25 protein-coding genes and 3 tRNA genes are annotated in these 20336 nt (G+C 49.8%); 22 read left to right on the forward strand and 6 right to left on the reverse strand.

Features of this window, described 5'->3' with window-relative positions; all coding sequences use genetic code 11:
• Window positions 1-38: 38 nt before the first annotated feature.
• The 8 genes from OGX89_RS12040 to sdiA all read left to right on the forward strand — a co-directional run bounded on the left by OGX89_RS12040 (window position 39) and on the right by sdiA (window position 7618).
• Window positions 39-1742 carry a FliC/FljB family flagellin gene (locus OGX89_RS12040; RefSeq protein ID WP_279890935.1) on the forward strand — a complete coding sequence of 568 codons (1704 nt, stop codon included), beginning with the start codon at window positions 39-41 and terminating at the stop codon, window positions 1740-1742.
• Window positions 1743-1904: 162 nt separating this feature from the next.
• The gene (locus OGX89_RS12045; protein WP_003030465.1) at window positions 1905-2624 is read left to right on the forward strand and encodes an RNA polymerase sigma factor FliA; all 720 of its coding nucleotides are present in this window, start codon (window positions 1905-1907) and stop codon (window positions 2622-2624) included.
• 56 nt (window positions 2625-2680) lie between these two features.
• Window positions 2681-3232, forward strand: a complete 552-nt coding sequence (gene fliZ / locus OGX89_RS12050) for a flagella biosynthesis regulatory protein FliZ (protein ID WP_003030467.1) — start codon at window positions 2681-2683, stop codon at window positions 3230-3232.
• 100 nt (window positions 3233-3332) lie between these two features.
• Complete coding sequence (gene tcyJ / locus OGX89_RS12055; protein WP_003030469.1) at window positions 3333-4133, forward strand: cystine ABC transporter substrate-binding protein; 801 nt, start codon at window positions 3333-3335, stop codon at window positions 4131-4133.
• 107 nt (window positions 4134-4240) lie between these two features.
• Window positions 4241-5227, forward strand: coding sequence for a D-cysteine desulfhydrase (gene dcyD / locus OGX89_RS12060; protein ID WP_125112505.1), 987 nt, complete (start codon window positions 4241-4243; stop codon window positions 5225-5227).
• 20 nt (window positions 5228-5247) lie between these two features.
• Window positions 5248-5916, forward strand: a complete 669-nt coding sequence (tcyL, locus tag OGX89_RS12065; protein ID WP_003030474.1) for a cystine ABC transporter permease — start codon at window positions 5248-5250, stop codon at window positions 5914-5916.
• A complete protein-coding gene (tcyN, locus tag OGX89_RS12070) occupies window positions 5913-6665 on the forward strand; it encodes an L-cystine ABC transporter ATP-binding protein TcyN (protein WP_003030477.1) in 753 nt (250 codons plus the stop codon). Before tcyL ends, tcyN begins: the two co-directional genes overlap by 4 nt.
• Window positions 6666-6895: 230 nt before the next feature.
• Window positions 6896-7618 (forward strand): quorum-sensing transcriptional regulator SdiA, encoded by a 723-nt coding sequence (sdiA, locus tag OGX89_RS12075; protein WP_032934487.1) that lies wholly within the window; start codon window positions 6896-6898, stop codon window positions 7616-7618.
• Window positions 7619-7684: 66 nt separating this feature from the next.
• Here the strand turns inward: sdiA and OGX89_RS12080 are convergent, their stop codons facing one another.
• Together OGX89_RS12080 and OGX89_RS23880 are read right to left on the reverse strand one after the other, a co-directional pair.
• Window positions 7685-7909, reverse strand: a complete 225-nt coding sequence (locus tag OGX89_RS12080) for a DUF2594 family protein (protein WP_003030482.1) — start codon at window positions 7907-7909, stop codon at window positions 7685-7687.
• A 19-nt stretch (window positions 7910-7928) separates the two neighbouring features.
• Window positions 7929-8072 (reverse strand): hypothetical protein, encoded by a 144-nt coding sequence (locus OGX89_RS23880; protein WP_420269641.1) that lies wholly within the window; start codon window positions 8070-8072, stop codon window positions 7929-7931.
• Between the two features lie 296 nt (window positions 8073-8368).
• On the opposite strand from OGX89_RS23880, the gene uvrY reads away from it, so the two are divergent.
• The 6 genes from uvrY to OGX89_RS12110 all read left to right on the forward strand — a co-directional run bounded on the left by uvrY (window position 8369) and on the right by OGX89_RS12110 (window position 11910).
• The gene (uvrY, locus tag OGX89_RS12085) at window positions 8369-9025 is read left to right on the forward strand and encodes a UvrY/SirA/GacA family response regulator transcription factor (protein WP_003834023.1); all 657 of its coding nucleotides are present in this window, start codon (window positions 8369-8371) and stop codon (window positions 9023-9025) included.
• Window positions 9022-10854: an excinuclease ABC subunit UvrC gene (gene uvrC / locus OGX89_RS12090; RefSeq protein WP_125112504.1), complete on the forward strand. Its 1833-nt coding sequence runs from the start codon at window positions 9022-9024 to the stop codon at window positions 10852-10854. The genes uvrY and uvrC overlap by 4 nt, the downstream gene beginning before the upstream one ends.
• 55 nt (window positions 10855-10909) lie before the next feature.
• Entirely contained in the window at window positions 10910-11458 is a 549-nt protein-coding gene (pgsA, locus tag OGX89_RS12095; RefSeq protein ID WP_003030490.1) for a CDP-diacylglycerol--glycerol-3-phosphate 3-phosphatidyltransferase, read from the forward strand.
• A gap of 151 nt (window positions 11459-11609) precedes the next feature.
• Window positions 11610-11685: transfer RNA gene (locus OGX89_RS12100), tRNA-Gly, on the forward strand.
• 52 nt (window positions 11686-11737) lie between these two features.
• A tRNA-Cys gene (locus tag OGX89_RS12105) sits at window positions 11738-11811 on the forward strand.
• Window positions 11812-11823: 12 nt separating this feature from the next.
• Window positions 11824-11910 (forward strand) — tRNA-Leu (locus tag OGX89_RS12110).
• Window positions 11911-12066: 156 nt separating this feature from the next.
• Here OGX89_RS12110 and OGX89_RS23780 read toward each other — a convergent pair.
• Window positions 12067-12411 (reverse strand): hypothetical protein, encoded by a 345-nt coding sequence (locus OGX89_RS23780; RefSeq protein WP_125112503.1) that lies wholly within the window; start codon window positions 12409-12411, stop codon window positions 12067-12069.
• Between the two features lie 204 nt (window positions 12412-12615).
• On the opposite strand from OGX89_RS23780, the gene OGX89_RS12120 reads away from it, so the two are divergent.
• The 6 genes from OGX89_RS12120 to OGX89_RS12145 all read left to right on the forward strand — a co-directional run bounded on the left by OGX89_RS12120 (window position 12616) and on the right by OGX89_RS12145 (window position 16627).
• The gene (locus tag OGX89_RS12120; protein ID WP_125112502.1) at window positions 12616-13305 is read left to right on the forward strand and encodes a LolA family protein; all 690 of its coding nucleotides are present in this window, start codon (window positions 12616-12618) and stop codon (window positions 13303-13305) included.
• 13 nt (window positions 13306-13318) lie between these two features.
• Complete coding sequence (locus OGX89_RS12125; RefSeq protein WP_003833916.1) at window positions 13319-13789, forward strand: SRPBCC family protein; 471 nt, start codon at window positions 13319-13321, stop codon at window positions 13787-13789.
• Window positions 13790-13997: 208 nt separating this feature from the next.
• Complete coding sequence (locus tag OGX89_RS12130; protein ID WP_125112501.1) at window positions 13998-15140, forward strand: transglutaminase-like domain-containing protein; 1143 nt, start codon at window positions 13998-14000, stop codon at window positions 15138-15140.
• On the forward strand, window positions 15118-15474 hold the full coding sequence (locus OGX89_RS12135; protein WP_003833912.1) for a mercuric transporter MerT family protein: 357 nt from the start codon (window positions 15118-15120) through the stop codon (window positions 15472-15474). The genes OGX89_RS12130 and OGX89_RS12135 overlap by 23 nt, the downstream gene beginning before the upstream one ends.
• The gene (locus tag OGX89_RS12140; protein WP_003833910.1) at window positions 15471-15752 is read left to right on the forward strand and encodes a heavy-metal-associated domain-containing protein; all 282 of its coding nucleotides are present in this window, start codon (window positions 15471-15473) and stop codon (window positions 15750-15752) included. The genes OGX89_RS12135 and OGX89_RS12140 overlap by 4 nt, the downstream gene beginning before the upstream one ends.
• Before the next feature lie 209 nt (window positions 15753-15961).
• On the forward strand, window positions 15962-16627 hold the full coding sequence (locus OGX89_RS12145) for a YecA/YgfB family protein (RefSeq protein WP_003034581.1): 666 nt from the start codon (window positions 15962-15964) through the stop codon (window positions 16625-16627).
• 26 nt (window positions 16628-16653) lie between these two features.
• Here the strand turns inward: OGX89_RS12145 and tyrP are convergent, their stop codons facing one another.
• The gene (gene tyrP, locus OGX89_RS12150; RefSeq protein WP_286560553.1) at window positions 16654-17865 is read right to left on the reverse strand and encodes a tyrosine transporter TyrP; all 1212 of its coding nucleotides are present in this window, start codon (window positions 17863-17865) and stop codon (window positions 16654-16656) included.
• 225 nt (window positions 17866-18090) lie between these two features.
• On the opposite strand from tyrP, the gene OGX89_RS12155 reads away from it, so the two are divergent.
• On the forward strand, window positions 18091-18330 hold the full coding sequence (locus OGX89_RS12155) for a YecH family metal-binding protein (protein ID WP_003034586.1): 240 nt from the start codon (window positions 18091-18093) through the stop codon (window positions 18328-18330).
• Window positions 18331-18375: 45 nt separating this feature from the next.
• On the opposite strand, the gene ftnA is transcribed toward OGX89_RS12155, so the two are convergent.
• Both ftnA and yecR read right to left on the reverse strand, forming a co-directional pair.
• The gene (gene ftnA / locus OGX89_RS12160) at window positions 18376-18873 is read right to left on the reverse strand and encodes a non-heme ferritin (RefSeq protein ID WP_125112500.1); all 498 of its coding nucleotides are present in this window, start codon (window positions 18871-18873) and stop codon (window positions 18376-18378) included.
• Between the two features lie 194 nt (window positions 18874-19067).
• Window positions 19068-19403 (reverse strand): YecR family lipoprotein, encoded by a 336-nt coding sequence (gene yecR, locus OGX89_RS12165; RefSeq protein ID WP_008785081.1) that lies wholly within the window; start codon window positions 19401-19403, stop codon window positions 19068-19070.
• A gap of 267 nt (window positions 19404-19670) precedes the next feature.
• On the opposite strand from yecR, the gene OGX89_RS12170 reads away from it, so the two are divergent.
• On the forward strand, window positions 19671-20309 hold the full coding sequence (locus OGX89_RS12170) for an RpiB/LacA/LacB family sugar-phosphate isomerase (RefSeq protein WP_003034591.1): 639 nt from the start codon (window positions 19671-19673) through the stop codon (window positions 20307-20309).
• The last annotated feature ends 27 nt before the right edge of the window (window positions 20310-20336 follow it).

Genomic DNA, 20336 nt, shown 5'->3' on the forward strand with positions numbered 1-20336 from the left:
CCCAATAACATCAAGTTGTAATTGATAAGGAAAAGATCATGGCACAAGTCATCAATACAAACAGCCTGTCGCTGTTGACCCAGAACAACCTGAACAAATCTCAGTCTTCCCTGAGCTCCGCTATCGAGCGTCTGTCTTCCGGCCTGCGTATCAACAGCGCGAAAGACGATGCTGCTGGTCAGGCGATCGCTAACCGTTTCACTGCTAACGTTAAAGGTCTGACCCAGGCTTCCCGTAACGCCAACGACGGTATCTCCATCGCGCAGACCACTGAAGGTGCACTGTCCGAAATCAACAACAACCTGCAGCGTGTGCGTGAACTGTCCGTTCAGGCAACCAACGGTACTAACTCCCAGTCTGACCTGGACTCCATCCAGAACGAAATTACCCAGCGTCTGAGTGAAATTGACCGTGTTTCCGGTCAGACTCAGTTTAACGGCGTGAAAGTACTGGCGTCCGACAGCTCCATGAAAATTCAGGTTGGCGCGAACGACGGCGAAACCATCACCATCGACCTGAAAGAAATTACTTCCTCTACGTTGGGTCTGAATGGTTTTAACGTTAACGGGAAAGGAGTATCAACTAACAAAGCAGCAACAGTTAGTGATTTAACCTCTGCAGGTGCGACACTGAATACAGGTACTGGTCTCTACGAGCTAACTACAACAAATAAAGCATTAACTTCCGATGCTGCATTTGAAAAATTGAATACCGGCGATACGGTTACTATTGGTGCCGAAAAGTATACTTACAATGCAGAGGCTGGTAATTTTACCACAACAAAAACGACGACCGGTGCTGACGATACAGCTAAAGATACTGCTCGAGATAATTTGGCTGCAACACTCAAAGCTGATCCAGGTAAAACAGTTAGTGGTACATACACAACTAAAACCGGTGTCGTAAACTTTGAAGCTGACTCCTCGGGCAACTTGACTATCGGCGGTAAGGCTGCATTTGTTGATGCTGCAGGAAATCTATCAACAAACAACGCAACTGGTTCTGTTGCAGCAAATATGAAGTCCGTGTTTGAAAAAGCAAGTGATGGGGTAGACGGCGCAACACTGAATTTTAAAGGTACTGATTATAAAATTGCCGGCGGTAGTGCTGCAGCGACTTCGGGGGTTGTAACTTACAAAGCGTCCGTAAGTAAAGATGTTGTGCTTTCTGATGCGAAAGCGGCAGCAGCCTCTTCAGTTACTTTTAACTCTGGATCTCTTAGTAAAAAAGTCGACTTTGCTACTGGTACTTCAGCTGCCACCTTTATTGACAATAAAGGTGATATTACCGACGTAGCTAACTATAAAGTTGCTTATTCTGTAAATAAAGATAATGGTGCTGTTTCTGTTGCATCTTATACTTCGGCCACCGATGTGGATGGCAAGTATGCTCCAGAAATTGGTGCCTCCGTTTATAAAAGCGCTGATGGCAAACTGACAACAGACACTACTAGCACTGGCTCAGCAACAAGTGATCCGTTGAAAGCCCTAGATAAAGCGCTGGCACAAGTTGATGCGCTGCGTTCTGATCTGGGTGCGGTGCAGAACCGTTTCGATTCTACCATCACCAACCTGGGTAACACCGTTAACAACCTGTCTTCTGCTCGTAGCCGTATCGAAGATGCTGATTACGCGACCGAAGTGTCTAACATGTCTCGTGCTCAGATCCTGCAACAGGCGGGTACTTCTGTTCTGGCGCAGGCTAACCAGACCACGCAGAACGTTCTGTCTCTTCTGCGTTAATTTACGCTTATCGCGCAAACCCCGCTCCGGCGGGGTTTTTTATATTTAGCTTTACCCGTAACCCCCAAATAACCCCTCATTTCACCCACTATTCACCCGATTAAAACCCCTGCAGAAACGGATAATCATGCCGATAACTCATTTAACGCAGGGCTGTTTATCGTGAATTCACTGTATACCGCTGAAGGTGTAATGGATAAACACTCGCTGTGGCAGCGTTATGTACCGTTGGTGCGTCACGAAGCATTGCGCCTTCAGGTGCGTTTGCCGGCGAGCGTAGAACTGGATGACCTGCTACAAGCGGGCGGCATCGGGTTATTGAATGCCGTTGACCGATATGACGCTTTGCAAGGAACGGCATTTACCACTTACGCAGTGCAGCGTATTCGTGGAGCAATGCTGGACGAACTACGTAGCCGGGATTGGGTGCCGCGTAGCGTTCGGCGCAATGCTCGCGAAGTGGCACAGGCGATGGGACAACTGGAGCAGGAATTAGGGCGCAACGCAACGGAAACCGAAGTGGCGGCGCGTCTGGCTATTCCTGTGCAAGAGTATCGTCAGATGTTGCTCGATACCAATAATAGCCAGCTCTTCTCTTATGACGAGTGGCGGGAAGAGCATGGCGATAGTATTGAGCTGGTGACGGAAGAACATCAGCAGGAAAACCCGTTACAACAGCTTCTTGAGGGTAACCTCCGCCAGCGCGTGATGGACGCGATCGAGGCGTTGCCGGAGCGTGAAAAGCTGGTGTTAACGCTGTACTACCAGGAAGAGCTGAATCTGAAAGAGATTGGCGCGGTACTGGAAGTCGGGGAATCACGGGTCAGCCAGTTGCACAGTCAGGCCATCAAACGTCTACGCACCAAGCTGGGTAAGCTATAGGGGTACATCATTACCCCGAACAATGCCGCATTACGAATTGACTACCAGGAGTTCTCATGACGGTGCAGCAATCAAAAAGACGGCCTCTAAGCCGCTACCTCAAAGATTTCAAACACAGCCAGACGCATTGCGCCCATTGCTTTAAGTTGCTCGACCGGATCACGCTGGTTCGTCGCGGGCAAATTGTGAATAAAATCGCCATCGCCCGACTGGACACTTTGTTGGATGAAGCCGAGTGGGAGCAGGAGAAAAAAGAGTGGGTGGCACTGTGTCGTTTTTGCGGCGATTTGCATTGCAAAGAGCAGAGCGACTTTTTCGACATTATCGGTTTTAAACAGTTTTTATTTGAGCAGACCGAAATGAGTCACGGTACGGTACGTGAATACGTTGTCCGCCTGCGTCGCCTCGGGAATCACCTGACCGAACAAAATATCTCTCATGACCTGCTGCAGGAAGGGTTCCTCGACGAAAACCTTGCCCCGTGGCTGCCGGAAACCAGCACCAACAATTACCGCATCGCCTTGCGTAAGTATGAGCAGTTCAAAGCCCATACCCATATGGGACATATGCAGAAATCCTCCTGGACAGCCAGTTCTGATATATATTAAAAACGAATAAGGTGTAACAGAGTCGTGTTTGTGGAACACAGCAAACGCTTTACACTATGCTCATAAATAGCAGTCACTAATGACAATAATCGGGGTAACTATGAAATTAGCACTTCTGGGACGTCAGGCTCTGATGGGTGTAATGGCTGTTGCACTTGTCGCTGGAATGAGCGTAAAGACTTATGCAGATGAAGGTCTGTTAAATAAAGTTAAAGAGCGTGGCACGCTGCTGGTGGGCCTGGAAGGGACCTATCCCCCGTTTAGTTTTCAGGGCGATGATGGCAAGTTGACCGGTTTCGAAGTGGAGTTCGCTGAGGAACTGGCCAAGCACCTTGGGGTGAAAGCTAATCTGAAGCCGACCAAGTGGGACGGTATGCTGGCCTCTCTTGATTCCAAGCGCATTGACGTGGTCATCAACCAGGTGACCATCTCTGACGAACGTAAGAAAAAATACGATTTCTCTACCCCGTATACGGTTTCTGGTATTCAGGCGCTGGTGAAGAAAGGTAATGAAGGCGTTATTAAGACCGCTGCCGATCTGAAAGGTAAAAAAGTCGGCGTTGGTCTGGGCACCAACTATGAAGAGTGGCTGCGCCAGAACGTGCAGGGCGTGGATATTCGTACCTATGATGATGACCCGACCAAATACCAGGATCTGCGTGTAGGCCGTATCGACGCCATTCTGGTTGACCGTCTGGCGGCGCTGGATCTGGTCAAGAAAACCAAAGATACGCTGGCTGTGACCGGTGAAGCGTTCTCCCGCCAGGAGTCCGGCGTGGCGCTGCGCAAAGGCAATGAAGATCTGCTGAAAGCGGTTGATGCGGCCATTGCTGAAATGCAGAAAGACGGTACGCTGAAAGCGCTGTCTGAAAAATGGTTTGGAGCGGATGTGACGAAATAATCGGCATCCGATGAAAAAAGGCGCCTTTAACAGCGCCTTTTTTTATTTCATTGCGCCTGAGCGTGCATAATAAAAAGAACATCACAACAACGAATACCGGAGGCTGTATGCCGCTGCATAACTTAACGCGCTTTCCACGTCTGGAATTTATTGGCGCGCCAACGCCGCTCGAATATCTTCCACGCTTCTCCGACTACCTCGGGCGCGATATTTTCATCAAACGCGATGACGTCACGCCGATGGCCATGGGCGGCAATAAGCTGCGTAAGCTGGAGTTCCTTGCCGCAGACGCACTGCGTGAAGGCGCTGATACGCTGATAACCGCAGGTGCGATTCAGTCTAACCATGTGCGCCAGACGGCGGCGGTAGCGGCTAAGCTTGGCCTGCACTGCGTGGCGCTGTTGGAAAATTCGATTGGCACTACTGCGGAAAACTATCTCACCAATGGCAACCGTCTGCTGCTGGACCTGTTTAATACGCAGATCGAAATGTGCGATGCGCTGACCGACCCGAATGCGCAACTTCAGGAACTGGCGACGCGCATTGAAGCACAGGGCTTCCGCCCGTATGTGATCCCGGTTGGCGGTTCTAACGCCCTGGGCGCATTGGGTTATGTGGAAAGCGCGCTGGAAATCGCCCAGCAGTGTGAAGGGGCTGTTGCGCTCTCTTCCGTAGTAGTGGCATCGGGCAGCGCGGGAACGCACGCCGGGCTGGCCGTGGGCCTGGAACAACTGATGCCAGACGTCGAGCTTATCGGCGTGACTGTCTCGCGCAGCGTGGCGGATCAAAAACCCAAAGTTGTTACGCTGCAGCAGGATATTGCCCGAGAACTGGAACTGACGGCCTCCGCGGATATCCTGCTATGGGACGATTATTTTGCGCCAGGCTACGGTACGCCAAACGAAGAGGGCATGGAGGCGGTAAAATTGCTGGCGCGCCTGGAAGGCATTTTGTTGGATCCGGTGTATACCGGTAAGGCGATGGCGGGTTTGATTGACGGTATCAGCCAGAAACGCTTTAAAGACGAAGGGCCAATCCTCTTTATTCATACCGGTGGGGCACCTGCACTGTTTGCCTACCATCCTCACGTGTAACAACCAGGTCGAAAACGCTAATGCATGAAAGTATCCAACTGGTAATTGATTCTCTGCCGTATCTGCTCAAAGGCGCGGTTTTTACGCTGCAACTGAGTATCGGCGGCATGTTTTTTGGCCTCGTGCTGGGGTTTATCCTGGCGCTGATGCGTTTGTCACCGCTGTTGCCTGTGCGCTGGCTGGCGCGTTTTTATATCTCTATTTTTCGCGGAACACCGCTGATTGCCCAGCTGTTCATGATCTATTACGGTCTGCCACAGTTTGGTATTGAGCTTGATCCCATCCCGGCGGCGATGATTGGCTTGTCGCTGAATACGGCTGCCTACGCTGCGGAAACCCTGCGTGCGGCAATCTCTTCCATCGACAAAGGACAGTGGGAGGCGGGTGCCAGTATTGGTATGACGCGCTGGCAGACCATGCGCCGGGCAATCCTGCCGCAGGCTGCGCGCGTTGCGTTGCCGCCGCTGAGCAACAGCTTTATCAGTCTGGTGAAAGATACTTCTTTGGCCGCCACTATTCAGGTACCGGAACTGTTCCGTCAGGCGCAGCTGATTACCTCGCGTACGCTGGAAGTCTTTACGATGTATCTGGCGGCCTCGTTGATTTACTGGGTGATGGCGACGGTGCTTTCTGCGCTGCAAAACTATTTTGAAGAACAACTGAATCGCCAGGAGAGAGAGCCGAAATGAGTGCTATCGAAGTCAGAAACCTGGTCAAAAAATTTCATGGGCAAACGGTGCTGCATGGGATCGATCTTGACGTCAAACCTGGTGAAGTAGTCGCGATTATCGGGCCGAGCGGATCGGGCAAAACCACGCTGCTGCGTAGCATTAATTTGCTGGAGCAACCGGAGGCGGGCACCATTAAAGTGGGTGAGATTACCATTGATACCGCGCGTTCGTTGACCCAGCAGAAAGGGCTGATTCGTCAGTTACGTCAGCACGTCGGTTTTGTGTTCCAGAACTTTAATTTGTTCCCGCATCGGACGGTGCTGGAAAACATTATTGAAGGGCCGGTGATAGTCAAAGGTGAACCAAAAGCTGAAGCGACAGCTCGTGCGCGTGAATTGCTGGCGAAAGTCGGGCTAGCAGGTAAAGAAACCAGCTATCCGCGGCGTTTATCGGGTGGACAGCAGCAGCGCGTAGCGATTGCCCGAGCGCTGGCGATGCGACCTGAGGTTATTCTTTTTGATGAACCGACCTCCGCACTTGATCCTGAACTGGTTGGCGAGGTACTTAATACCATCCGCCAACTGGCGCAGGAAAAACGCACCATGGTGATTGTGACGCATGAAATGAGCTTTGCTCGCGATGTTGCCGATAGAGCGATATTTATGGATCAAGGACGGATTGTAGAGCAGGGACCAGCAAAATCCTTATTCACGCATCCGCAGCAGCCGCGTACCCGTCAGTTTCTTGAAAAGTTTTTGATGCAATAAATAGTACATATAGCGCTCGCTGGGATTGTTTCTGGCGAGTGCTCTTCGCATAACTATTTATAATTATTGCTTTATTATTAGCATTTGATTCTGTTACTTCCTTCCGCTGTTGAGTAATACTCAAGTAATTGTTCATTTGTCCGATAATTTGCATATATAAAATACATTTATGTGTTAGCTTGTTTCATATGTTTGGATGATTATCAATCTCAGGGGCATTACCACTTAGTATGCAGGATCATGATTTCTTCACCTGGCGACGGAGCATGCTGTTACGCTTTCAGGAAATGGCGGCGGCAGAGGATGTCTATAATGAATTACAGCAACAGACGCAGCACTTAGAGTTTGATTTTTACGCGCTCTGTGTTCGTCATCCGGTACCTTTTACCCGACCTAAAACGTCACTTCATACGACCTATCCCAAAGCATGGGTGGCGCATTATCAGTCCGAAAATTATTTCGCCATTGATCCGGTGCTGAAACCTGAAAACTTCAGTCAGGGGCATTTACCCTGGAACGATACTCTGTTTCGCGATGCGCAACCTTTGTGGGACGCCGCACGCAATCACGGTTTACGCAAAGGGATGACGCAATGCTTAATGTTGCCTAATCGGGCGTTGGGTTTTTTATCGGTATCGCGGGCGAGTATCCGTAATAGTCGCTTTGCAAACGATGAAGTGGAGCTCAGGATGCAGCTTCTGGTACGGGAAAGCCTGTCTGTACTGACGCGGCTGGAAGATGACATGGTTATGGCGCCAGAAATGCGCTTTAGCAAGCGGGAAAAGGAAATATTGAAATGGACGGCCGAGGGGAAGACCTCTTCAGAGATAGCCATCATTCTGTCGATTTCCGAAAATACAGTCAACTTCCACCAGAAGAATATGCAAAAGAAATTCAATGCGCCAAACAAAACGCAGATAGCCTGTTATGCCGCGGCAACCGGGCTTATCTGAGTAAATTATCGTTCTGAGTGTCAGACGCAAAACCGGCTGAGAGCATTGCTATCAGCCGGTTTCTTTTTACTGGCGGTAAGCTTGTTTAATTTGCTTAACCGTGTTGGAAAATACCGCCGCCTGTGATTGATCTTCAATCAGCGCGAGCTGTTTTTCCATTTTAAGAATCACGCGGCCTGCATCGGCTTGACCCATTGCCTGCAGCATCAGCGTTAACATGGCTTTCAGGCAGGTGACTTCATTGGCCAGTTCCTGGTTATTCTCAGCAGTGGAAAAGTCAGGCGTACTCATTTATTTTCCTCGTTATGTTTCAATGAAAAAGTGCGATGTCAAATCTTAAGGCGGCGGAGTATACCATAAGCGAGGCTAAAAATATCTGTGGTTGTTTTTTGCGCGGATTAATGTTGTGGACATTAAAATAAACAATATGTTGCAGTGCATATATTTTCTCCACATGTTGTTTATTTCGAGTATTTTCCTCGTTAATTATTGTTACAACTTTGACTGCCTATTTTGCATTCAGCGGAGGAATATGAATTTTTTGTCACTATTCTGAAACAGCTATGCAGATATAACCGTGGCAGAAGGCTGTCAGGACTGATAGTTTCCACTCGTCGTACAATCTAATTTCCAAAAACGAGAGCAAAATCGAAAGTCGGGCGTTTTTTACATTTCAAAGTTGAGATAAAACCCGTTAACATAGGACCGATTAACTATCGGTAGCGTTATCCCTATTCTGGAGATATTCCTTTGATCAACGTTTTTCTTGTTGATGACCACGAACTGGTGCGCGCAGGGATACGACGCATTCTGGAAGATATAAAAGGCATAAAAGTTGTCGGCGAAGCGTGCTGCGGTGAAGATGCGGTAAAATGGTGCCGCTCAAATTCCGTTGACGTTGTGCTGATGGATATGAATATGCCCGGTATTGGCGGTCTGGAAGCAACCCGCAAAATTGCGCGTTCCACGGCAGACATTAAAGTGATCATGCTGACGGTGCACACCGAAAACCCATTACCTGCAAAAGTTATGCAGGCAGGGGCCGCAGGGTATCTCAGCAAAGGCGCCGCCCCCCAGGAAGTAGTGAGTGCGATTCGTTCGGTTTTTTCCGGGCAGCGTTATATTGCCTCCGATATCGCTCAGCAAATGGCGCTCAGCCAGATTGAGCCTGAGAAAACGGAAACCCCGTTTGCCAGTTTGTCTGAACGCGAGTTGCAGATTATGCTGATGATCACCAAAGGTCAGAAGGTCAATGAGATCTCAGAACAACTGAATCTTAGTCCTAAAACGGTGAACAGCTATCGCTATCGAATGTTCAGTAAATTAAACATTCATGGCGATGTAGAGCTGACTCACCTGGCAATTCGCCATGGCCTGTGTAATGCGGAGACATTAACAAGCCAGTGACCGATCAGTTTGATGCCAAAGCGTTCCTGAAAACCGTGACCAGTCAGCCCGGCGTCTATCGTATGTATGATACCGCCGGGACGGTTATCTATGTCGGGAAAGCGAAAGACCTGAAAAAAAGGCTTTCTAGCTACTTCCGTAGCAATCTTGCGTCACGCAAGACCGAAGCGCTGGTCGCGCAAATCCAGCAGATTGATGTCACGGTAACGCACACTGAAACCGAAGCGTTATTGCTTGAGCACAACTACATCAAGCTGTATCAGCCGCGCTATAACGTATTGCTGCGCGATGATAAATCCTACCCTTTTATATTCCTTAGCGGCGATACCCACCCGCGTCTGGCGATGCATCGCGGGGCAAAGCATGCCAAAGGCGAGTACTTTGGACCGTTCCCTAACGGTTATGCGGTGCGTGAAACGCTGGCGCTGTTGCAGAAAATATTTCCTATCCGCCAGTGCGAAAACAGCGTTTATCGCAACCGTTCTCGACCTTGTCTGCAATATCAGATTGGCCGCTGTCTCGGTCCGTGTGTCGCGGGTCTGGTGAGTGAGGAAGAGTATGCTCAGCAGGTCGAGTATGTTCGTCTGTTCTTGTCCGGAAAAGACGATCAGGTATTAACGCAGCTGATCGCCCGCATGGAAAAGGCCAGCCAAAATCTCGAGTTTGAAGAGGCTGCGCGCATTCGTGACCAAATTCAGGCCGTACGCCGCGTAACAGAAAAACAGTTTGTCTCTAATACCGGAGACGATCTGGACGTCATTGGCGTGGCGTTTGACGCCGGTATGGCCTGTGTGCACGTTCTGTTTATTCGCCAGGGTAAAGTGCTGGGCAGCCGCAGCTATTTCCCGAAAGTACCCGGTGGCACGGAACTCGGCGAGGTCGTCGAAACCTTTGTCGGGCAGTTTTATCTGCAGGGGAGCCAGATGCGTACCTTACCCGGGGAAATCCTGCTCGATTTTAATCTTAGCGATAAAACCCTGCTGGCAGACTCTCTGTCTGAACAGGCCGGCAGGAAGATTAACGTGCAGACGAAACCGCGAGGAGATCGCGCACGTTATCTGAAGCTGGCGCGGACCAACGCGGCAGTGGCGCTCACCACAAAACTTTCTCAGCAGTCGACGATTACGCAACGTCTGACGGCGCTGGCATCGGTGTTGAAGTTACCTGCGGTGAAGCGTATGGAGTGCTTCGACATCAGCCATACGATGGGTGAACAGACGGTAGCCTCCTGCGTGGTCTTTGATGCCAATGGCCCGCTGCGCGCAGAATATCGGCGTTACAATATTACCGGAATTACGCCGGGTGATGATTATGCGGCGATGAATCAGGTTTTGCGTCGGCGTTACGGTAAGGCGATTGAAGAAAGTAAGATTCCGGACGTCATATTGATCGACGGCGGGAAAGGTCAGTTAGGGCAGGCGAAAGCCGTTTTTGCTGAGCTGGACGTTCCCTGGGACAAGCAGCACCCACTCTTGCTGGGTGTGGCAAAAGGGGCCGATCGTAAAGCCGGTCTGGAAACGCTGTTCTTTGAGCCGGAAGGTGAGGGCTTTAGCCTGCCGCCGGATTCGCCAGCATTGCACGTTATCCAGCATATCCGCGATGAATCTCACGATCATGCGATTAGCGGGCATCGTAAAAAGCGGGCGAAAGTGAAAAGCACCAGTACGCTTGAGACCATCGAAGGTGTCGGGCCAAAGCGTCGCCAGATGTTGTTGAAATATATGGGAGGTTTGCAAGGTCTTCGTAACGCAAGTATCGAAGAAATTGCAAAAGTGCCGGGTATTTCGCAAGCTCTGGCAGAAAAGATCTTCTACTCGTTGAAACATTAGGCCCTCTGTAGCAACATAGGGGTAATTTCACTGACAACAGATAGTTATCCGTCATATGCAATTTAATATCCCTACGTTGCTCACGCTGTTTCGCGTCATCCTGATCCCATTCTTTGTATTGGCTTTTTACCTGCCATTCACCTGGGCTCCCTTTGTTTGTGCGCTGATCTTCTGTATCGCAGCGGTCACTGACTGGTTTGACGGTTTTCTGGCGCGCCGCTGGAACCAAAGCACGCGTTTTGGTGCCTTCCTCGATCCGGTCGCTGATAAAGTGCTGGTGGCAATCGCGATGGTCCTGGTGACAGAGCATTACCACAGCTGGTGGGTGACGCTTCCTGCCGCAACAATGATTGCGCGTGAAATTATCATCTCTGCACTGCGTGAATGGATGGCCGAACTGGGTAAACGCAGCAGCGTAGCCGTATCCTGGATCGGTAAAGTGAAAACCACTTCGCAAATGGCTGCTCTGGCCTGGCTGCTGTGGCGTCCAAATATCTGGGTAGAGTATGCTGGGATCGCACTTTTCTTCGTCGCCGCGATACTGACTTTGTGGTCAATGTTCCAGTATTTGAGCGCTGCACGTGGAGATTTGCTTGATCAGTGATCGTTTCGACGCAAATTTCAGCAAACGATCGTTAGTGGTGAAAAATATCGTTGACTCATTGCGTCAGGTAAGTAGAATGCAACGCATCGAACGGCAGCATTGATTGCCAGACGATAACAAAATCAAGTGATTAACAAAGTTACTTGGTGATGCGGGAATAGCTCAGTTGGTAGAGCACGACCTTGCCAAGGTCGGGGTCGCGAGTTCGAGTCTCGTTTCCCGCTCCAAATTTAAGACATCGGCAATAGCGGATGTCTGGCTGTAAAGCCAGAAGATTTCGGCGCGTTAGCAAAGCGGTTATGTAGCGGATTGCAAATCCGTCTAGTCCGGTTCGACTCCGGAACGCGCCTCCAATTTCTTCCCGAGCCCGGATGGTGGAATCGGTAGACACAAGGGATTTAAAATCCCTCGGCGTTCGCGCTGTGTGGGTTCAAGTCCCACTCCGGGTACCATGGGAAAGAACAGAATAATCAAAGCAATAAGCAGTGTCGTGAAACCACCTACGGGTGGTTTTTTTGTGCCTGTTTTTTACAAGCATAGATACTTTGCGTCAAGCAGCCTGCCAGAAACGTAAACTGCCCTCTATATACTCACTATTGCTAATCAATCTATCGCCGAATCGGCGCGTTAAACATAAAGCCCCCTCGGGCAGGGTTGTTGATAAACCCATCGCGGGCGGGATTGTAGTTGTGGTCCTGGAAACTATTCATCAGGATGGGATCGCCAAAGCCATCCTGTATCGCCAGCTGTCTGTGGATTCGGTTTCGTGCCCTGAACGTGAAAGCGAAATCACCCGTCCCGCCAATGATGAACACACCATTACCAGCTCGAAGTGCCGCGCTCAACTCTTGCTCTCTGACGGCCTGGTTTTGTAACGCGCTGGCTGTGGCAGACGATGACGCCAGCAGCAGTAATATGAGAACGGCGCATGAAAATACCGATGGCAGTTTCATGATTAATACCTATAAAAAGCATGGCTATTAAAGTATAGCTTTATGTTGTCATCTTAACTGAAAAGAAAACCAATATTTTAAACCTGCTGTCCATACTGTATTTAAAAGATCGGAAGAGTAGTGCTGCGCAGTTAAGAACTATAATAAAAACAGTCAACAGGTGATTACTTCTGTTTGCAGACAGTGCTGGTTCAGGGGGCTGCTATGAACATTTCATCTTTTCCGATAGTCATGTTCGCAGCATTGCTCACCCTTAGTGGTGCAGCATATTCGGTGGAAAAAGAAGATATCATTTCGCAGAATGCCAGGGCTACGGATCCCATCGCATTTTCTCAACAGTCATTTAATAACCTGAGGTCTTATCAGGTTATGATGCGCTCCTCGTCGCCATCCGATGAAAGCAAAATTATTCGCTATAGCTTTCAAAAGCCTGGGTATGTGCGGATGGATTTTACCCAACCGCATTCAGGTGCGGTGCTTATCTTTAATCCTGTCAGCGGTAAAGTGACGTTATGGCCATTTGGTGTGGGTACATTGCCCATTTTGCACCTGTCGCCTACTAATTCATTGATCCAGGATGAGCGTGGTCATCGGGTGGATCGCTCTGATATCGGCGTGTTGTTGGGCAATATTCGTCATCTGCAACGCGAAGGGACAACAACCACAGTTGGTAAGGAAAACCTTGCAGGACGGGCGACAATGCACGTATCTGTGGTTGGGCCTGGAACAATGGCGGTTGATGGTGTTCACCGCTATGACGTCTGGCTGGATAATTATCATGGACTCCCTGCCAAAGTGATCAGCTATGCGCCAGATGGGCAGCGATTAGAAACCGTGCTTCTGGATGCTATGGTCATTAACATCCGTTTTCCCGCCAATTTCTTCTCGCCTTGAGGGAGTCTGTATTATGGCTAACTATCGGTTTTCCACCGTCTGGCGGGTTGAGGCTTCTATTCAGGAGGTATGGGATGTTTTTTCTCATCCCGATCAGTGGCCGGAATGGTGGGAAAGTCTGGAACGCATTGTTGAGATTAAAAAAGGTGATATACAGGGCATTGGGGCGCTACATCGTTATACCTGGAAAGGAGCGCTTCCTTATCGCTTAACCTTTGACATCAACGTGTTGAATATTCTGCCCTGCTCGCTGCTTGAGGGGCAAGCCAGCGGGGCGGTTGAAGGGCGAGGCGTGTGGTCTTTTTCTGCAAGTGGTGCAGAAACTATCGTCAGATATGACTGGAATGTACGTACCACGATCCGCTGGATGAATTATCTTGCCCCGCTGGCGGCACCTGTTTTTCGCTGGAATCACGATATGGTTATGCGCGAAGGGGCCAGAGGGTTAGCCCGTAAGCTGGCAACGAATGTTTATATATTCTGAACTCGCTCTCACGGCTGTACTTTTTGCCTGCCTATGGCTTACTATCTGTCGCGCAGTTTCTTATTTCATTCACAGTTAACAGGTCTGTTATTGATGAATAACCTCCATCGGCTCACCTTTTTATGTCAGCGTCTGTCTGCTGTGATGATCGCACACGGTTTTTACCTTCTTAGCCGTAGCTCAACTCTTACAACATGGACAGACAGCAATGCAACGTCGACAATTTCTCAAAAATAGCGTTCTCCTTTCCGCCGCCGGTTTAGTCGGTCCTGCGGTTATTAGCCAGACGGTTCACGCCGCTGAGCCATCCGTTGCACCAGTCGCGCGTCGGCGCTTTGTGTTATCCCAGACGTATAAACTTAACCCTCCTAAGGGATCGAGCGGCGTGGTAAAACTGTGGATCCCGCTTCCGGTAGATACCGCGTTTCAACAAATGACGGCGCTTGCCTTTAGCGGAAACTACAAGCATGCGTACGTTACCACTAATAATACTTATGGCGCGAAAACGCTGTTTGCCACCTGGACTGACTCGCAGGGTGAACTGTTGATTAACGTTGATATCGACATTGAAACCGCCGACTGGGAGCCGCTGAAGCAGGATGCGCTGAAAACCTGGCAAGCGCCGGAGCAGATTATTTATCCGCTGGATGTAAAACCGTACCTGCTGCCGACGACACATACCCCAGTTGATGGGCAGGTTCTGGAAACCGCACGTAAAATTACCGGTAATGAGCAGGATCCGCTGAAAAAAGCACGCCTGATTTACGAGTGGGTGAGTAGCCATATGGAGCGCGATAACGACGTTATCGGCTGCGGCACGGGGGATGTGGCGGAGATCTTAAAAAGCGGTAAGCTCAAAGGAAAATGCACCGACATGAGCTCCGTTTTTGTTGCTCTGGCACGGGCCAGCGGTATTCCGGCACGCGAACTGTTTGGCATCCGTCTGGGCAAAGCCAATAAGCTCGAACGCTACTCGAAAAGCGCTTTTGGCAAAGCTGACAGTGCAGGTGTCGCTGATGTGAGTGGCGGACAACATTGTCGCGCCGAATTCTATCTGGCCGGTTACGGCTGGTTACCGTGCGATCCTGCTGATGTGACCAAAATGCGTCTGGCAGAGAAAAAGTCGCATCAGGACGCCGATGTCCAGGCGGTAAACACTTACCTGTTTGGTAACTGGGAAATGAACTGGGTTGGATTCAACTACGGGCGTGATTTCGAGCTGTATCCGGCAACGGAGCAGGGAGCCATGAACAACTTTGGCTATCCTTACGCTGAAGTCGATGGTGACCCGATCAATTTCTATGATCCTAAAGCGTTCTCCTACAGCTATGTCGCCACAGAACAACGCTAAAGGGGCGGGACTCACCCTGTTGACGGCCGCGGCGGCTGCCGTCACCGCTGGCTTATGCTGCGTTGGACCGCTGCTCTATCTGCTGTTTGGTATTTCGGCGGCGAGCTTTGCTGTTTTCACCCAGTTTGAGTTTTTGCGAATTCCCCTGATGCTGGTGTCATTGGGTTTATTACTGCGCGTCTTCTGGCGGCTCTATTTTTCCAGGCGGCTGTGGTGTTCCGGATGGTTAACGTTGAAGCAAGCGCGCGTTCTCTACTGGTGCGCGTTGGCGTTGATTTTGCCGGTGCTATTTTATCCAACGCTCGTTGCCTGGTTTTATGAGGTATTTGAATGAAGATCTTCACGCTAGTTGCATGCCTGCTTCTGCCGCTGTGGGCTCAGGCGGCCAATCAAAAAGTGGTGCTTGATATACAAAATATGACCTGCTCGTTATGCGTTATTTCGGTCAATCAGGCGCTACGTGAAACCGACGGTGTGATTAAAGCAAAATCCTCCCTAAAAACCCGACAAGCAGAAGCGATTGTGCCAGAAGGTTTCCCAACCGATACTTTACTTAACGCGGTAGCGAAAACGGGCTATACCGCAACGCTCAACCGTATTGAACAACAGTAAACCACCTACGGGTGGTTTTATTGTGTTTTCCCGGTATGATGCCCGGCGGCTTAGTGTTCTCTTTTGTGCGTTAACTTCCGGAATTCCACGCGTTTCCTGTTAACCTGAACAGGCGGCAGCTGTATGCCGCATATGCCCATTTTTATCTGTTATCCCTCCAGCCATGTAGGATGATCACAGGCAAGATTTTTTGACTAAGGAAAAGCGTTATGAAAACGGGACCATTAAACGAGAGCGAACTGGAATGGCTGGATGATGTACTGACTAAGTACAATACAGACAAGGCTATTCTGGATGTGTCAGAACTGGATGGTTTGCTGACAGCGGTGCTGAGTTCACCGTATGAAATTGAACCAGAGCAGTGGCTGGTCGCGATTTGGGGCGGCGCGCAGTATGTCCCTCGCTGGTCCTCCGAAAAAGAAATGACGCGTTTCATGAACCTGGCGTTTCAACATATGGCGGATACGGCCGATCGTCTGGATGAATATCCTGAGCAGTTTGAGCCGCTGTTTGGTTTACGTGAAATTGACGAGCATGAACTGACCATCGTTGAAGAGTGGTGCTTTGGTTATATGCGCGGCGTCGCACTGTCAGACTGGTCCGCGTTACCGGACACGTTAAAACCAGCACTTGAAGCTATTGCGCTGCACGGTACGGAAGAGAACTTTGCGGTGGTTGAGAAACTAACGCCGGAAGCGTTTGAAGAGAGCGTCGATGCCATCCGCCTGGCAGCGCTGGACCTGCATGCTTACTGGATGGCGCATCCTCAGGAAACGCCGGTCAAAGTACCGGTGAAAGTGGATGCCAAAGTAGGGCGAAATGACCCTTGTCCGTGTGGCAGCGGCAAGAAATATAAGCAGTGCTGTTTGCACTAACAGAAAGGGGCGAAAGCCCCTTTGTTTTAACCCACTTCTGGTAGTAATCCTGCTGCAATAGAAAACTGTACCGCTATCACCACAATGCCGCACAAAAATACCAGCGCCAGCGCCGGAGCACCGCCTGCTACGCGGTAGTTGGCCTGCGGATTATGTTTTCTGCTCTGCCAGGCCAGCATCGAGGGAATGAGCAGCGCCAGCACCGCCAGGGCAACGCCCGCATACCCTAATGCCATGACAAAACCACGCGGATAGAACAGCGCGAATGCCAGCGGCGGCAGGAAGGTCACCGCGCCGGTTTGCATTCTTCCCGCTACGGTATTGCGGCGCTGGAAGAGGTCGGCCAGGTAGTCAAATAATCCCAATGCAACGCCGAGGAAAGAGGTCGCCAGCGCGAGGTCAGCAAACAGATGCACCGCCAGTTCGACGTGCGGCGAAGCCACGACTTCACGCAATGCCTGCAATAAGCCATTTAAGCCTGCGTGGTTGGCTAATAGCCCCATGAACGTTGTCGAGTTAATGCTGCCAAGCGTCGCCAATTGCCAGAAGATATAGGCGACCAGAGGAATAGCGCTACCCGTAATAAACACCCAACGCAGTTTACGGATGTTACCATTCATATAGCTGACGATACTGGGAACACTGCCGTGAAAACCGAATGAGGTGAAGATGACCGGGATCGCGGAGAGCGCCAGCCCCTGTTGCAGCGGCAGCGTAAGCAGGTTCACTTTATGAATATGCGGCATTAACAGAGCCAGCATCGCCACCAGGAAGATTATCTTGGCACTGAATAGCAGACGGTTGAACAGATCGACGAGCGAGGTCCCAACACAAACCACGCCACCGGCAACAAAGGTGAACAGCAGTACACCTGTCGTCGGAGATATATTTGTTCCGGTCCAGTCACTGATGCTGGAAGCCAGCAGTTCACCTGCACCACTGATGTACGCCGCCGTCAGGGCATACATTAAAAACATCATGCTAAAGCCCGTTACCCATTGTCCGTAACGACCAAGATAACGTTTTGCCTGCGTGCCCAGCCCGGTGTCTGCCGGAACATGTTGATACACTTCAAGCAGCAACAGCGCGGTGTAGCACATCAACGCCCAAAGACTGACTAACAATACCAGCGTGACGCTAAACCCCACGCCTGCCGCAGCCAGCGGCATTGCCAACATACCGGCACCAATCGTGGTTCCCGCCACGATAAAAATACTACCCAGGGTTCTGTTTTTCACGCTTTCCTCTGTCCCAGAGATAATCAATGGTTATATCTGCGGCGCAGATTAAGGCAAAACGCTATTTTCGTCAAATCACCGTTACAATGGCTGTACATTAATCTTTACGATGCTTTGACCGTTAAGGTGTATAACAAATGACATTTATCTGCTGATAAACCTGCGTTAGCGCAAAGCGACGATGTGCGGTTCACATTAGGCTACGGACTTTATTAAGGAGGTAGTATGGAATCTATTCACGGTCACGAAGTGCTCAACATGATGATTGAATCTGGCGAGCAGTATTCAAATGCCAGCCTTGAAGCGGCGATTACGGCACGTTTCGGCGAGCAGGCGCGTTTTCACACTTGTTCTGCGGCGGATATGACGGCAGGCGAGCTGGTGGCATTTTTAGCGGCGAAGGGAAAGTTTATTGCAAAAGAAGACGGCTTCTCTACGCACGAAAGCAAGATCTGCCGTCACTGATTTCAAGGGGTAATGATGGCGGGCTGCCATCATTGCCCTAAAATATTAATTCTGTGTATCAAGCGTAGCCAGTTCTTTGTCGATGAAATAAAGACCTTCGCCGCTTTTTCCTGCCAGCGACAGCTTATCAATAACAGATTTAAATAATTTCTCTTCTTCATGCTGCTCGGCAACATACCATTGCAGGAAATTAAAGGTTGGATAATCCTGGTGGGTCATTGCCGCGTGTGCCAGCTCATTAATTTTCTGGGTGATTAGCTGCTCGTGTTCGTAAGTAACACGGAACAGTTCATCCAGAGACGCATATTCAGCAAAGGGTGAAGAAACGGTATTAATACGCGGCAAACTGCCGGTATCGGTCAGGTAGTCGAACAGACGCTGCATGTGCGTCATCTCTTCCTGGGCGTGACGGCGCAAAAAGGCGGCGGCACCTTCGAAGCTGTGATAGCTGCACCACGCGCTCATCTGTTGGTAGAGCAGAGATGAATATAATTCAAGGTTCATTTGCTCATTCAGTTGCTCGATCATTTCTGTTTTCAGCATGGTTCTGCTCCACAAACGTTATTATATATTGACGTGGCGTCACTATAATTTGTTATTTAATTATTTGCAAAAGGTAAAATAATAAATTTATTTATTAAAAATGCGAATGGGAATAAAACGCATTAACGATATTAAACGGAGGATATAAATAATAAAGTGGTAAAAGACCAGCAAAAATGAGCTGGTCGGAAATATTAATAATTGAAAGAAGGTGATTGGGGCACCGCGACACCATGACACTGCCAGGCGAGTGTAATTTTGGTATTTAAGCACAGAGAGCCAGCATACACGCTACAGGTTGACACCGGCTGACCAAACGCTTCTGCGCTGGCATAGCCCAGGCGCTGACACTCTTTGGTGGCTGTCCCTTGGGTAACGTAGTCATCGGTACGTGCTGTTTGTAACATGGCCTGATTATAAGTGAGGCGAACCACACCAGTGATGGCGCTGGCTTCGCTGACCTGTGCCTGTTTTGTGATTGTGCATCCTGTCAGCATGAGCGGCAAAAGCGCCAGGATAAAAGTCTTCATGAGATCGCTCTGAAAGTTCGAAGATACACTATCATGGCATACAGAGACCCTCATCAATGGCTTGAATAGCCCGAAGATCACCTGCGATTAATCACAACGAGGTCATTTGTTTGCGGCAATTCTGAACTGTTCAGACAGGAATGTGAGCGCAACTTTGTTTTTTAAAACTAAATTTCATTAAATTTGAAAGTGTGATTGCAAAATAGTAATGTGGCTGAATGTTATGACTTTCAGCGGGCTACCGCAGCGCATTCAGGAGAGTACAGAATGAAAATTGCATTGATGATGGAAAACAGCCAGGCAAGCAAAAACGCCATCATCCATAACGAGCTTAAGGCCGTTGCGGATGAGAAAGGTTTTCCGGTCTATAACGTTGGGATGAGCGACGAAAATGATCATCATCTGACCTACATCCATTTAGGCATTATGGCCAGCATCCTGCTTAATTCCAAAGCTGTAGACTTTGTTGTTACAGGTTGCGGTACGGGCCAGGGGGCAATGATGTCACTGAATATCCATCCGGGTGTGGTGTGTGGTTATTGCCTCGATCCTGCAGATGCGTTCTTGTTCTCTCAGATTAACAACGGCAACGCGCTTTCTCTGGCATTCGCCAAAGGTTTTGGCTGGGGTGCTGAGCTGAATGTGCGCTATATGTTTGAAAAAGCGTTCACCGGGCGTAACGGTGAAGGCTACCCACCGGAGCGTAAAGAGCCGCAGGTGCGTAACGCCGGTATTCTGAATCAGGTGAAAGCGGCTGTGGTAAAAGAAAATTATCTGGACACGCTGCGCGCGATCGATCCTGAACTGGTGAAAACCGCTGTATCAGGCCCGCGCTTCCAGCAGTGCTTCTTTGAAAACTGCCAGGACAAAGCAATCGAAGCGTTTGTACGCGAGGTGATTGGCTAAATCCTGTTGGCCCGGCGGCTTTCACCC

Source organism: Citrobacter sp. Cpo103, assembly GCF_030332605.1.
Lineage (GTDB): Bacteria > Pseudomonadota > Gammaproteobacteria > Enterobacterales > Enterobacteriaceae > Citrobacter > Citrobacter portucalensis.

Excerpts from the sequence above, each read along its gene's own strand:
- OGX89_RS12040 (WP_279890935.1), top strand. The coding sequence starts at position 39 with ATGGCACAAGTCATCAATACAAACAGCCTGTCGCTGTTGACCCAGAAC.
- fliZ (WP_003030467.1), top strand. The coding sequence starts at position 2,681 with ATGACGGTGCAGCAATCAAAAAGACGGCCTCTAAGCCGCTACCTCAAA.
- tcyJ (WP_003030469.1), top strand. The coding sequence starts at position 3,333 with ATGAAATTAGCACTTCTGGGACGTCAGGCTCTGATGGGTGTAATGGCT.
- dcyD (WP_125112505.1), top strand. The coding sequence starts at position 4,241 with ATGCCGCTGCATAACTTAACGCGCTTTCCACGTCTGGAATTTATTGGC.
- tcyL (WP_003030474.1), top strand. The coding sequence starts at position 5,248 with ATGCATGAAAGTATCCAACTGGTAATTGATTCTCTGCCGTATCTGCTC.
- tcyN (WP_003030477.1), top strand. The coding sequence starts at position 5,913 with ATGAGTGCTATCGAAGTCAGAAACCTGGTCAAAAAATTTCATGGGCAA.
- sdiA (WP_032934487.1), top strand. The coding sequence starts at position 6,896 with ATGCAGGATCATGATTTCTTCACCTGGCGACGGAGCATGCTGTTACGC.
- OGX89_RS12080 (WP_003030482.1), bottom strand. The coding sequence starts at position 7,909 with ATGAGTACGCCTGACTTTTCCACTGCTGAGAATAACCAGGAACTGGCC.
- pgsA (WP_003030490.1), top strand. The coding sequence starts at position 10,910 with ATGCAATTTAATATCCCTACGTTGCTCACGCTGTTTCGCGTCATCCTG.
- OGX89_RS23780 (WP_125112503.1), bottom strand. The coding sequence starts at position 12,411 with ATGAAACTGCCATCGGTATTTTCATGCGCCGTTCTCATATTACTGCTG.
- OGX89_RS12120 (WP_125112502.1), top strand. The coding sequence starts at position 12,616 with ATGAACATTTCATCTTTTCCGATAGTCATGTTCGCAGCATTGCTCACC.
- OGX89_RS12125 (WP_003833916.1), top strand. The coding sequence starts at position 13,319 with ATGGCTAACTATCGGTTTTCCACCGTCTGGCGGGTTGAGGCTTCTATT.
- OGX89_RS12130 (WP_125112501.1), top strand. The coding sequence starts at position 13,998 with ATGCAACGTCGACAATTTCTCAAAAATAGCGTTCTCCTTTCCGCCGCC.
- OGX89_RS12135 (WP_003833912.1), top strand. The coding sequence starts at position 15,118 with ATGTCGCCACAGAACAACGCTAAAGGGGCGGGACTCACCCTGTTGACG.
- OGX89_RS12140 (WP_003833910.1), top strand. The coding sequence starts at position 15,471 with ATGAAGATCTTCACGCTAGTTGCATGCCTGCTTCTGCCGCTGTGGGCT.
- OGX89_RS12145 (WP_003034581.1), top strand. The coding sequence starts at position 15,962 with ATGAAAACGGGACCATTAAACGAGAGCGAACTGGAATGGCTGGATGAT.
- OGX89_RS12155 (WP_003034586.1), top strand. The coding sequence starts at position 18,091 with ATGGAATCTATTCACGGTCACGAAGTGCTCAACATGATGATTGAATCT.
- ftnA (WP_125112500.1), bottom strand. The coding sequence starts at position 18,873 with ATGCTGAAAACAGAAATGATCGAGCAACTGAATGAGCAAATGAACCTT.
- yecR (WP_008785081.1), bottom strand. The coding sequence starts at position 19,403 with ATGAAGACTTTTATCCTGGCGCTTTTGCCGCTCATGCTGACAGGATGC.
- OGX89_RS12170 (WP_003034591.1), top strand. The coding sequence starts at position 19,671 with ATGAAAATTGCATTGATGATGGAAAACAGCCAGGCAAGCAAAAACGCC.